Origin of the sequence: Chryseobacterium sp. ISL-6 (genome assembly GCF_018613715.1) — a bacterium.
GTDB classification, from domain to species: Bacteria; Bacteroidota; Bacteroidia; order Flavobacteriales; family Weeksellaceae; genus Chryseobacterium; species Chryseobacterium paludis.
On record NZ_JAGGPT010000010.1, the window covers coordinates 301,188 to 314,556 of the forward strand.

Sequence of the window (13,369 nt, forward strand, 5' to 3'; positions counted from 1 at the left end):
TATTTTATTGTGAATGATTAACAATACTAATTTACTTTTTTCTTTGACAGTTTATATTCAACTGCCAACTTCGACACTGCAAATAGGGTAACCATTCTTTTATAAATTTTCATATGAAAAGGTCTATCACTTCTGGATAATAAACTTCCTAACTGGGTAACTGTATTATCTGATCTTCTGTAAAGAAGAAAAGGTTTATCTATGAACTTTACTTTACCCACAACTTCTGCAACCAATCCTATCCAAAGATCTATAGCCACTTCTTTATTTTTAGGAAACGGCATAGAATAATTTAAAACTCTTCTGTTAAAAGCCATACAGCAACCATAATACGTGCTACAGATTATATTTTTTAATAGACCTGTTCCTGAATTATATATTGTAAAAAATGAATGATTAGTAACATTTAAAGATTCATCGGTCACCATGGAATTTGTAACCACCAAATCGTTAGTTTTCAGATTTTCTACCAGCGTAGTATATTTACCGGGCAGCCAAACATCGTCCTGATCAGATATGAAAATAATATCTCCCGTTGATTCCTTTAGTGCATTTTGAAAATTTGGGGTGTAACCGCGTTCTCCCTTATTGATCAATATTTTTATTCTGCTATCATTTATATTTCTAATGATCTCTAATGTATTATCAGTAGATCCATCATCAGAAACAATTACTTCATCATTTTGTCCGATTTGTTTCAAAACCGAATCAATTTGTTCGAATATAAATTTTTCGCCATTATAAGTAGCCAAACATATACTTACTTTCATTGTTTTTTTATTTTTTCAAATGCATTCACAAACTTATTTGCCGAACTTTCCCATCCTTTTTCTCCCGAAAAATACATTTCCTCGATATTGTGAGACATCTGTTCTAATAGATCCCTATTATAATATAGTTCCAATATAGCATCACCAATTGCCTTGGAACTCTTTGGTTCAATTATAAGTCCTGTTTTTCCATGTTTAACCATTTCCGGCAAACCGCCTACATTAGTTGCAATAACAGGTTTCTTAAATGCATAAGCGGACATAATAACACCACTCTGTGTGGCATCTGTATATGGACAAACTACTGCGGAAGATTTGGAAATAAGATTAGCCAAATTTTCAGGATAAATATACTCATTAAGAATATTTATTTCGGAATATTGCTTATAAATTTCAATATCGAAATCAAAATTACCTCCGCCTGCAACTGTAAGAGTTATGTCAGGATATTTTTGAGTGGAGATAATCTCTACAAAAGCATCTAATAAGAATTTAATTCCTTTATATGGTGATATTCTACCGAAAAACAATATATTAAATTGAGATGAAGATTCCGTCTTATCTGTTTGATAATATCTCAGATAATCATATACGCTTAAAAAAGCAGTATGAATATTCTCCGGTTGCTGTTGATAGTGTTTTACAAAATCATCTTTTTGATTTTCGTTTAATAATATCTTATTATTAATGAGTTTGAACTGAAGCTTTCTCAAAAACTTATCAATCATAAAGTTTTCTCCGGAATGTAAAAACGGATCATGTACAATGAGCAACATCTTTTTTCGATACAATAGTGTAGAAAAAAAATACGTAAGCATATAATTATCAATAACAATTACGTCCGGATTTATCTTCTTTATGTATCGATTGATTGTATATGAAATATAAAGTTTCTTGAAAATATTGACATTACGAGTTCCTTTTACAACATATGTTTTATCTAATGAAATGAGTTCTCCAAATCTTAGTAATTCTTCTACCTCTGTACCTTTAGAAATCGTTTTTGTTAATTTTTCTTTATCTAAAAAATTATAAATCTCATACAGAGCCTCTGTGAAGAAGTAAACATCACATTTTTTCTTAAGCGCATTGATCAAAGAAACGTTGGCATCTAGGGCAAATGTGGATAAGAAAGCGACTTTCATGGTAGAAATAAGTTTTTTTAAATGTTATTTTTTCGGATTAAGAATTTTATCCATATGTTTATTAAATATATAATATGCTCTACTGATAGAAGGTTTATCCCACAATATATTTTCATAGTTTCTGATAATGAAGTTGTTGGATTTATACATTTTCAGAACCCCAAATAATAACAGTACAAACGTAAATGTCATTTTAAACACACGACTCAAGGTGGCATAGAAATAAGGATACAATATCCAATAAGAGACTGCAAAAAGGGTAGTCATTCTATCAATCAACACAGAGTATTCCGACAAAAACAGGTAGGTCATTGTAAAGAGAAAAAGAAGGTTGAAAAAAATATTAAGCAACTTCTCATCTTTTATATAATTTCCTATTTTATCGTAGGAGGTATAAAATATAATGAAAGTCAAAACTTTTTCCAAGTATCCTATTGTAATACCATATCCGCTACTATATAAACTACTTTTTGAATAAGCTTCTGCCATTATAGAATAGAATCCACCAAATAACTTTCCTAGAGCTAAAACGATAGGCGTAATAAATTTTATTTGCCCCAGATACAAAATATTTCCTAGTATAAAAGCCCCCCAAACAAAGGCAGGTAAAAATTTCTTGTGCAGAAAAAAATAAAGAGGAAAGTAAAAAATTGCAGATGAATGAAAAAGAAGTCCAATTCCATTACATATAAAATATTTAGCCGCATTTCTTTCTTTAATATACTTCAGGGAATAAATAAAAAGAAATATTGCTTTTGAATTCCTTAATAGATTAATCTCTATAACCAATCCTGAGAAAATAAAAAACATAATAAACCCCAATATATATTGAGGGGAATATTTCCTGAAAAAATAATTAAGAAGTAGAACATCTATCAGGGAAGAAACTATCTGAAGTAAAAAATAATCAGACGAGATGCTTTTGAGAAGAATCAAAATTACTTTGAAACCAGGTTCTACTTTCAGAAGATAATCTTCGTTGACACTTGAAAAAAACTGTGTTACTCCCCGAGTATCAGAAAGTGTTGGCGCGGTTTCATACAAAGGATAATATACGGCAAAATCGGTATCAAGATATCCCCTGAACCCAAAGAAAACAAAAAAGATCAACATACCTAAGTATCTGATAATTTTAATATCACTTCCGTCTTTTCTTAATTTATTTTCCCACAAAAAAAGAGCAAAGTAAATCAAAAAAAGAATAATATATGGTATTGAATATATATAGCTAAAGGTTGGTTCCATAAGATACTATACTTTACTTTTTGAATTTTTTAACTGCAATTATAACTAAATATATAAAACTCTGTATTTTAAATATTAATTTACAATAGCTATGATAAGTAAAAACAGCTGCTGTCTCTTTCTTTTTATAATTAATCACTTATCTCACAGTCCTTTTATTTAAATATAAATTGAACCCCTCTTTATATGCTTTCAATGCTATTAGCCATTGATTTTTGGGATACCTAAAATATAACATAATAAGAACATACAAAAAATTATATATGACGATATATGATGCGTAAAAAGAGTTATAGTTTTTTAATGAAAAATAAACTAAATTTCTCCATAAAAACCTTATTGAAAAATCACTCATTTTGCCTGTTGAGGTAGATTCATTATGATAGATCACAGAATTCGAAATATACCATAATGTTTTTTTATTCTTATTAAGTGCTCTATAAACAAAATCAGTATCATCATAATAAACGAAATAATTCTCATCCATCATTCCTACACTGCTGAACACTTCTTTTTTTATCAACATAAAACAGGTAGGTGCATAAATTACCTTCTTGTCTGTGTTGAATTGTCCCCTATCATCTTCTTCCTGCCCATATTGCACTGTAATACCATTCCGTTTATTAAAACCTCCACCTGCAGCCCAAATTTTATTAGTTCCATAAAAATATATTTTAGGAACAACCATATCTGCATCATGCGTATCAAGACCAAATAGTAATTTCTCAATGGATTCACTTTCCAGAGCAATGTCATTGTTAGAAAGCAACACTAAATCACATCCATCCGCAATAGCTCTGTTAATTCCAATATTATTTCCTTTGGCAACACCAAAATTTTCAGAATTCTCAATAATTACTGTGTCGTATTGATATTGATCAGCTAATTTTTTACTTAATACTAAAGAACCATCTGGAGACAGGTTATCGACCACATATAATACAAAATTTTTATATGTTTGCTTACCTAAAGTCTCAAAAAACTCTTCAAGAACAGATTCGCTATTATATAAAACGGTTACTATACCTATTTTTCTACTCATTTGTACAAGCCTTTATTTTTCATCTCCTCAATAGATAATTCATATTTATCTTCTGGGATTTCCTGATCATTAACCCAACTTGTAAAAGCTTCAATTCCTTTGTCGAAAGTCCATTGGGGTTCAAATCCCAATTCAGATTTTATTTTGGATATATCTGCAAAATTATGTCTTATATCTCCCAATCTATAGTTTCCAGAGATTTTTATTGGTATCTCACGTTTGTAGAATTTTGACAGTGTATCAGCTACTGTTATCACATCTGTCGCAACACCAGTTCCAACATTGTAAACCTGACCATTTGCCTCTTCTTTTTCAAGCCCTAATATAGTTGCATCTACAACATCATCTATAAATACAAAATCACGTGTCTCTTTACCATCTTCAAAAATATTGATCGCATTCCCATTTTTAATGCGGGTAGAAAAAATAGACAATATTCCAGTATAAGGATTTGATAAAGATTGTCCGGGACCATATACATTTTGGTACCTGTATCCTACTGCGGCAATTCCCAAAGATTTACAAACCGTTAAAACCATCTGTTCCTGATTCTGCTTGGTGATACCATACACAGACGTAGGATGTATTTTGCTGTCTTCTGTAGTTGGAAGTATCTCAACTGCTTCATGACATATAGGACATTTACACAAAAAATCCCCTCTAGACATATCTTCGTCTAATCTTTCTATTGGATATACAGTTCCGTGGTTTTTGCATTCATATTTTCCTTCTCCATAAATAGCACGTGAGGCAGCAACAACAACTTTCTTTACTTTATGAGGGCTATTCGCAAGTAGATCAAGCATAATTGCTGTACCTCCGATATTAACCTCAATATATTTTTGAATTTCATACATTGATTGCCCTGTTCCTGTTTCTGCTGCCAGGTGGATAATTGCATCTTGTCCTTTGATCGCATTAATCCAATCCTCTTTTGACGTCACTGACCCCTTAATAAAGTTGACTTTATTATTGATACTTCTGTAAAGTGGTGAAGTAAGGTCAGGATTATCACCATGGATCTGAGGTGACAGATTATCTAAAACCGTTACGTTTAATCCTCTATCCAAAAGTTTGAGAGCAATGTTAGAGCCTATAAAACCGGCACCTCCAGTAATTAATATATTTTTTTTCATATTTATGTAAAATTCCCTTTAGCATCAGTCTTCAACCAAGCTTGTGTTTCAAATGAATAACGTTTTATAACCTTAGCTGGTGATCCAACAATAACACAGTAATCATCAAATTTTCCAGATACAACACTATTAGCTCCAATAGTACAATGTTTTCCGATTTTTGTTCCTGGGAGTATAACGGAATTATTATAAATTTTACAATCATCCCCTATGAAAACCGGATGAGTTTTTATATCTTGATGTTCTATTGGTAAATTTATATCTTCATATGGATGATGTATATCCGTTATTGATACATTAGCTGCAATTGCTGTATTTTTTCCAATTTCTATAGATTCTGCACAAGTAAGATGTAAATTCTGTTGAATAGAAACTCCATCATTGAGAATAATTCTAGGTGTAAATTTTTTAGATTGGTATTGCCTCACTCCTTCTACTCTAGCCCTCCAACCGATAAAAACATTATCTCCTAATATGATCGATTCTGGCGTAATCAAAAAAGGATTGATTAAAACACAATGCTTACCTATCTTTTCAAAGAAAAAACTATACAAAAAAATAGTTTTAAATCTATGCCATTTAAGGTTTATTATTCTAACTGATTTAAGTACTGGAGACATTATCTATGATTTAAAGTTTTTATAAAAATCATCAATATTTAGAAAAATATCAGAATTTTTTTCAATCCAATCAACATCTTTATCCCACCATTTAGATTCATTTAAAACATCAATTTGCTCATCCTTAAATCTTTTTCGGATAAATCTTGCGGGAATACCACCAACAATGGTATAAGGCTCAACGTCAGAAGTCACTACAGAATTGGAACCAATTATTGCACCATCACCCACGTTTACACCATCAGCAATAATAACATTAGCACAAATCCAGACATCATTGCCAACGGAAACGTTTCTCATAGGATTATGATGATCTTTCTTCTGAAAGTTTTTCAAACAATACTCAGGATTTGAATATATTGCAGGATGAGTACTTACGAAAGTATGTGTTGGATGCTTACCTGGCGCTATCCTAACATTTGGTCCTACAGAGCAAAATTTACCCATTGTGGTTTCACTAATCACCGAACCATCGGAAATATAAGAAAAATCATCAATTGACGAGTTTATAATAATCACATTGTTTCCAAGCCAGTTGTATTTACCGAAAACAACATTGAATAATTTAGACATATACCCTACTCTAAGATACTGATATCTAGATTGGTATTTTATTTTTGTAATCAGCCATTTCAAATACTCAGAAAAGGGATTTTGCAAATAAGATTTATCCAACATACCTTTTTACTTTTTTACTAATGAAATTAATTGCCTTACGTTTTCATTTTTCAAAACAACAGGTAAATATAAAAAAAGTGAAAGTATACCTATAATTATCTTTAAAATATTTTTTTCAGCAGAAATTAATTGATTACACGAAACATTAATAACTATAATTAATATACTCAAAAAGAACAATTTGATTTCTTCTTTTTGAAATACCTTCCAAAAACCAATCTTTAGAGAGCTATTGTAATTGATAATAACCAAAACAGATCCTACTGAAAGGGCAATTCCCCAGGCTATAATAATTCCATATCCGCCTAAATATGTACCGAGTATCATCCCTAAAACAATATTAATAACAGCCATACCAATGTGAACGATAACTAATATATTTAACCGTCCTTCTCCCATTGAGCTAAAATAAGCAGGCCCACACATAATATTAATAAATGAAGAAGCAGTTAAGACCAGCATAGAAAAAATGAAATCATTATTAAAATCACCAAGCCATGCTAAAGATATGAAAGGAGTTGCTAATATTAAGATCGTGGATAATGGCAAATTGAATAAAAGTAAAATACGATTCATCTTAATATAGAAATCTTGTAAAAAAGAAGATCCGCCAACCTTTGCTTTTTCAGCAACAACAGGAACTACAACCTGATTGGCATTCGTCAATAAAGCTCTAAATTGATTCACTGCTTTAGTTGCCATCTCATAATGCCCAAGAAGTGCAAGACCACCATATTTACTCAATAAAAGTTTGGTAGCAGGCTCATATAAAAGCTGGCTTATGGATACAAGTTGAAATTTGTATCCATAATTAAAAAGTTCTTTGAATGATTTCAAACTCCACTTCCAATAACGGATTTTATTATTAGGATTTATTCTAACTGTACATATTAAGGCAACTACAAAAATAAAAACAGATTGTAAAAGCTGTACAATTGCAACACCTTTAAGGTGATAAATAGGCGTTAATAATATAGTGCCAACAAACATAATAATCCCGGATGCGATGTAAATAAAATTTCGGATGTAATTTTTTTGGTGCCCTTCTAAAACGGATGTAAATACTCCTCCAACGGCATTAATACAAAGGGAAGCTAATGAATAAGGAAGTATTTCTAATGCGACATCTAAAAAACTTTTATCAATTACGAATCCCAAGAAAAATTTTGCAGAAGATAAAATTAGTAAACTTAGAGTGCCAAACAAGATCAACATTGACAAAATTGAAGTAAATATTAGTTTACCCAGTTTAGTTTCGTCATCCTCCAAAAGATATTCTGCAACAAACTTCACCAATCCAGAAGTCAGACCCAAATTAGCCAAATTAGCAATAGAAGAAAATGACAATATAAGAGACCATACTCCCAATTGCTTTACACCAACCGCTGCTAATAAATACTTATACAAAAAAAAGTACAACAACGCTGTAAAGACAACCTGTATAACTGCCGATAAAGCATTAATTGTAAGTTTTTTTGAAGAAAAATTCATTAAGGTCAATTATTTATACATTCGATTGTATTTTGTGTAAAATATCTTTTTTCATTTCCTACTATGCTTTACTTTATAAGACGATACTAAAAATATTTCTTCCACCACTTTTTCTCCTCTGCCTGATATCCGTATCCAAACTTGTTCCCATAGCCAAAGTTAGATTCTTTCACCTCATTTAATACAATTCCTACATTTTTGAGCTTTTTGTCCCCTATCGAATTATTTAAAAACTCTATATAGCTTTTTTCTGTGACCTCAGACCTCGTTACATATACGATAGCATCACTCATATCTGATATAAGGAAAGAATCCGTAACTAATAAAAGAGGAGCCGTATCCAAAACAATATATTTGTATTTGTTTAGCGCTTTAGCAATGTCTAAAAGTTCTTCTAACTTGCCATTCTGTAAAAGATCTGTCGGATTTGGAGGAATAGAACCCGAATAAATAAAGTCACAGTTCTCGTTATAACTACTTGGATGAATAATTTCGTTAATAGAGATTTCCTCTCCGCTTAAGAATTCTGACAAACCTTTTGCCGTCTTCATTGAAGGATTGTAGCGTTGTAATTGTGGATTTCTAACATCTGCCCCAATTACCAAGACTTTATTACGTGAAGAGGCTAATATGATTGATAAATTGGTTGACACAAATGTCTTTCCTTCTCCTTTTACCGATGAGGTGACCATTATAACATGTGGTACATCTCTTCGAGGTAATAAAAAATTCAAATTGGTTACAAATATCCTGAAGGCCTCAGCCATAGGCGAAACATCATTAAAAGTAACGAGTGCATTTTCTTTGTTTTTCAGCTTTGGAATTTCAGCAATCACCGGTAAATCAGTAAGTTTAGTAAGATCTGCTCTTCTAACAATAGTACTTTGCAGAAGGCCTTTTAAATAAATGATTGCAAATGGTATCAGTAAACCTAAGGCAGCAAATATTCCCAATATAACTAATTTCCTAGGTGCAACAGGTTTTTTAAATATAAATGCTTTATCTATTACTCTTGCCTTTTCAGCAGTTATCTCCATACTGATCGCAGCTTCTTCCCTTTTTTCTAAAAGTAATAAATAAAGATTTTCTTTTATTTGCTGCTGTCTTTCAATACTTCTAAATAATTTTTCTTGCCTTGGAATTTTGCCAATCATCTGCTCAGAACCCCCTAACTGGCTTTCTACTTTTCTTTTTGCCAATTCCAATGTCGCCTGATTTTTTTGCAAAGATTGTGTCAAAGAAGATTTCATTTCTTCAATTTGTTTGTTTGCACTTTTTACAAGCGGGTTATCTGGTGTGGCTTCCTCCAAGTATTTATTTCTTTGAAGTACAAGTGTGTTATATTCCTGGATTGCTTTCCCAGCAGTTTCACTGTCCAATCCTATATTAAGCGGTAAAACATCTCCTGTCCCCTTTTTATTTAGAGAATTTTGAAGCATTTGATTAAGTTCCAACTGAGTTCCTATTTCCAGAATCTGAGCTTTACTCTGTTCTTTCAATTGAAGATTAATTTTAGCTTCTGTCGGCAAATCGACAATATTATTATCTGATTTATATCCTTCCTTTTGAGTTTCTACATCACCCAATTCTTGTGAAATAAGCAGAATTCTTTTATCAATAAAATCCTTCGTTCTCTTAGATTCAATATTTTTATCACTAATGGCGTAGACATTATACTGTCTTACTAAACCATTAAGAAAATCTTTTGCCTTATCTTTATTTTCAAAATCTACAGAAAGATTTATAATAGTTCCATCTTTATCCAACAAATCAACTTTTACAGCCTCCTGATAATCATTAACTGTACTTTCAAAATTACTATAGTTGAAATAAACATCTGAAAGGTCAACTTTTTTAGGTGCTTTAAAATCAGGATTCTTACTGATCATTACTACCGCAAAAGGTAAGCTCGTCGTTTTATTAAAAGAAGTTTTTATATCATTCTTCCATTCTTTAGAAGACAATATGATTTCATTACCTTTAGTTTTAATAGAAATTGGTTTCTTAGGTAATTCGGAATCTTTTTTTTCCTGAATAATATTGATTATGTAAGGATTTGTATTCCCATACAGTTCTACACTATTAAATGTTTGCTTAGCATATATAGGAGTTTGAAAGTTATTTTCTTTCAAGACATCTTCTACAATTGTTTTGGATTCAAAAACACCAACTTCATTTTCAATGCTATTGGTACCCATACCACTAAGACCGCCAATACTTTGTAACACCCCAATATCTCCGGATGCTACAGACATTTTTTTAGCATCTTTTATAAGTACAGATGTTTGAGCTTTATAAACAGGAGCAGTCGATTTTATAAAATAAATTGCCAATATCAACATCAGGAAAATCATTCCGAAAAAATATTTCCAATTTTTTAAATATGGACTTATAAGTTCTTTTACATCGACTTCTTTAGAGTTCAGTTTATCCATTTTTAAGGATTAAATTATCAATTGAAAAATTCTATTACAACACTTTATTTAAAACGTGTGCAAATATATCTATTATTTTAGATAATCTTTTTAATAATTATTAAAAAGATTGCAGGGGAATTGTTTTTATAGTATCCTATTTTCACTAAAGATATTATATATATACATCTCCTTTATCCATAATGTTCAAAACAAAGATATTTTTTTATTTTTTTATTTTATAGGTCAACATGAGACCTCCTCTTGTAGGTATTAATTCTCCACTTTTATTGAATTTTGTGGCATGTTCATATCTTGTGTTATTATCTTTAAAATATCCTTTATAAAATGATTGTGTCGTTCCTATTCCTGCATATAAATCCAGTCCCCAATTTTCATTAATGGTAAAGTGATATCCACCGCTTATTCCAAAAATAAATGCAAGGCCTTTTTGATATTTCCCCGTCACACGGACGCTTCCGTCAGGTAATATTTCAGCTTGTCCCAATTCATCCCGTACTGGTTTGTCATTCCAATAATTCCATTTTTGAAGATTGAAGGCTGCCATTGAAACATAGGTCCCAACATACCATTTCTTCATTCTCTCTCCAAAATAATATCTTCCTTCCAAGGTTCCCATATAGATCTGCAAATTCCTTCCACTAAAAGATTTCCAGGGTGAGACAAATGCTTCTGCCTGTAAAGAAATTTTATTACTGACTGGCTTTTCAACAGCTATATTATATATGCCTATTGGGGCAAAAAGGGTGTTAACTTTTACCTCTGTTTGAGCATTCAATGTAGATGCAAGAAACAAGCTTGCTGTAAAACATAAATTTTTAATCAGGAATTTCATTGGTATATAACATTTATCTTATTAATAACTATGTTCTCAGCGTTAAAAGGGTTTTCAGGAGTATAACAATGTCGTTTTTAAAAGAAAGATTATGATAATAATCCAGATTCATTCTTACTTTATCGGGAAACAATACTCCTTCATTATATTGTAAAGGATTTTTCTGTTCAGACAAGATTTGCTCTTCATTACGGTACTTAATTCCGGCTTCACTGGTAATTCCTGGTTTAAGAAAAAGAATAAGGCGATTTTTTCCTTCTAGCTTATCATAATACCCAGGGATATCAGGACGAGGACCAACTAAAGACATATCTCCCTTCAAAATATTAAATAACTGAGGAAGCTCGTCCAGTTTAGTTCTTCTCATCAAATTACCAATGGTTGATTTTTCAAATGTTTTCGGACTTAAGGTTCTGAATTTGTAGATAGTAAAAAGTTTTGCATTCCGCCCTATCCTTTTTTGAGTGAAAATCCCAGGGAAACCAGTATCCAAAGAGGCCAACAATACTAACAGAATAAGTAAGGGCAATAATATTATTACAGTAGAAATTGCTATACTATAATCCATCATCATTTTCCAAAAAGGGTATTTTTTCACAATATTCGTATTCCTTACAAATATATAAAATATGTTTGTAAGAATAAAGAAATCTTCAGCAAGTAAGGAACTTAAGGTGTCTATATCGGATTTTGAACTATTAAATATATTCTATTATTAAAATATTAAATTACTTTTCTATTTTGAGAAAAAAATTTTCAATACCTCTGCTATTCGTTTTTTATCTTTTTCTGTAAGATTAGATCCAGAAGGTAAGCACAACCCTTTTTCAAAAAGATTTTCAGCAATTTTTGATCCATAATAAGGACTATTTGAAAAAATGGGCTGCATGTGCAAAGGCTTCCAAAGTGGTCTGGACTCTATGTTATCCTGTAAAAATGCCAATCGTAGATCCGTACTGGTTTTTCCTGTTTTTGATGTATCAATTGTAATGGCTGATAACCAGTGGTTGGAATAAAAATCGTCACTCGGTTCTGAAAAAACATCCACTCCTTCAATGTCTTTGCATAACTCCAAATAAAAATCATGCATTTTTCTACGAGCTTCTACCCGATCATTCAAAACTTCCATTTGTCCACGACCTATTCCCGCGATAATATTACTCATTCGGTAATTATATCCGATATTGGAATGTTGATAATGTGGTGCTTCATCTCTGGCTTGTGTAGATAAGAAGATCGCATTATTTTTAGTCTCTTGCGAATGACATATCAGAGCTCCACCTCCTGAAGTTGTAATAATTTTATTTCCATTAAAAGATAAAATGCCGAAATCCCCAAAAGTTCCACATGCTTTACCTTTATATCTTGCGCCCAGTGATTCTGCTGCATCTTCTATAAGGGGTATTTCATATTTTGAAGCAACTGACAAAATTTCATCCATTTTAGCAGGCATCCCATAAAGATTTACAACGATAATAGCTTTGGGTCTCTTACCTTTTCTTAATCTATTTATGATTGCTTCCTCTAAAACAATAGGACACATATTCCAAGTTTCAGATTCACTATCTATAAAAACTGGCTGAGCGCCACAATATACAATGGGATTGGCTGAGGCAATAAATGAAAAAGTGGATGTGAGTACTTCATCCCCTTTAGTAATTCCTAATAATATCAGTGCTAAATGTATCGCTGATGTAGCAGAATTCAGGGCACAAACTTCGACGTCATCCTCAAGAAATTTCTTTAAATCAAATTCAAATTCATCAATATTGTTTCCAATAGAGGTTACCCAGTTTTTCTGAAAGGCATCTTCAATGAATTGTATTTCATTTCCTGAGAGATGAGGAGGAGAAAGCCAAATTTTATCTTGCATCGTGTGTTATTGAGAAGCAAATATAACTTTTCCTATTGAATTTAGATCTTAGTTTTTAAATTTATGACAGGGATTAGGAGTAATTTGGATCACCAAAAC

At 31.4% G+C, this 13,369-nt stretch carries 12 protein-coding genes; all 12 read right to left on the minus strand.

Annotation, left to right across the window (positions count from 1 at the left end):
- Positions 1 to 26: 26 nt before the first annotated feature.
- A complete protein-coding gene (locus tag J7E44_RS19375; protein WP_214832667.1) occupies positions 27 to 770 on the minus strand; it encodes a glycosyltransferase family 2 protein in 744 nt (247 codons plus the stop codon).
- Positions 767 to 1,915 carry a glycosyltransferase family 4 protein gene (locus tag J7E44_RS19380; RefSeq protein WP_214832669.1) on the minus strand — a complete coding sequence of 383 codons (1,149 nt, stop codon included), beginning with the start codon at positions 1,913 to 1,915 and terminating at the stop codon, positions 767 to 769. The genes J7E44_RS19375 and J7E44_RS19380 overlap by 4 nt, the downstream gene beginning before the upstream one ends.
- Before the next feature lie 24 nt (positions 1,916 to 1,939).
- A complete protein-coding gene (locus tag J7E44_RS19385; protein WP_502757516.1) occupies positions 1,940 to 3,160 on the minus strand; it encodes an EpsG family protein in 1,221 nt (406 codons plus the stop codon).
- Positions 3,161 to 3,299: 139 nt separating this feature from the next.
- Positions 3,300 to 4,202 (minus strand): glycosyltransferase family 2 protein, encoded by a 903-nt coding sequence (locus tag J7E44_RS19390; RefSeq protein WP_214832673.1) that lies wholly within the window; start codon positions 4,200 to 4,202, stop codon positions 3,300 to 3,302.
- Entirely contained in the window at positions 4,199 to 5,338 is a 1,140-nt protein-coding gene (locus J7E44_RS19395) for an NAD-dependent epimerase/dehydratase family protein (RefSeq protein ID WP_214832674.1), read from the minus strand. Before J7E44_RS19395 ends, J7E44_RS19390 begins: the two co-directional genes overlap by 4 nt.
- 2 nt (positions 5,339 to 5,340) lie before the next feature.
- Positions 5,341 to 5,958 carry an acyltransferase gene (locus J7E44_RS19400; RefSeq protein ID WP_214832676.1) on the minus strand — a complete coding sequence of 206 codons (618 nt, stop codon included), beginning with the start codon at positions 5,956 to 5,958 and terminating at the stop codon, positions 5,341 to 5,343.
- A 3-nt stretch (positions 5,959 to 5,961) separates the two neighbouring features.
- On the minus strand, positions 5,962 to 6,636 hold the full coding sequence (locus J7E44_RS24430) for a CatB-related O-acetyltransferase (protein ID WP_251040627.1): 675 nt from the start codon (positions 6,634 to 6,636) through the stop codon (positions 5,962 to 5,964).
- Positions 6,637 to 6,642: 6 nt separating this feature from the next.
- Positions 6,643 to 8,127, minus strand: coding sequence for a lipopolysaccharide biosynthesis protein (locus J7E44_RS19410; RefSeq protein ID WP_214832678.1), 1,485 nt, complete (start codon positions 8,125 to 8,127; stop codon positions 6,643 to 6,645).
- A gap of 86 nt (positions 8,128 to 8,213) precedes the next feature.
- Positions 8,214 to 10,562: a GumC family protein gene (locus J7E44_RS19415; protein ID WP_214832680.1), complete on the minus strand. Its 2,349-nt coding sequence runs from the start codon at positions 10,560 to 10,562 to the stop codon at positions 8,214 to 8,216.
- Positions 10,563 to 10,767: 205 nt separating this feature from the next.
- Positions 10,768 to 11,397 carry a DUF3575 domain-containing protein gene (locus J7E44_RS19420; RefSeq protein ID WP_214832682.1) on the minus strand — a complete coding sequence of 210 codons (630 nt, stop codon included), beginning with the start codon at positions 11,395 to 11,397 and terminating at the stop codon, positions 10,768 to 10,770.
- Between the two features lie 28 nt (positions 11,398 to 11,425).
- Positions 11,426 to 11,995 carry a sugar transferase gene (locus J7E44_RS19425; protein ID WP_353050508.1) on the minus strand — a complete coding sequence of 190 codons (570 nt, stop codon included), beginning with the start codon at positions 11,993 to 11,995 and terminating at the stop codon, positions 11,426 to 11,428.
- A gap of 138 nt (positions 11,996 to 12,133) precedes the next feature.
- On the minus strand, positions 12,134 to 13,270 hold the full coding sequence (locus J7E44_RS19430; RefSeq protein ID WP_214832684.1) for an aminotransferase class I/II-fold pyridoxal phosphate-dependent enzyme: 1,137 nt from the start codon (positions 13,268 to 13,270) through the stop codon (positions 12,134 to 12,136).
- Positions 13,271 to 13,369: the final 99 nt, after the last annotated feature.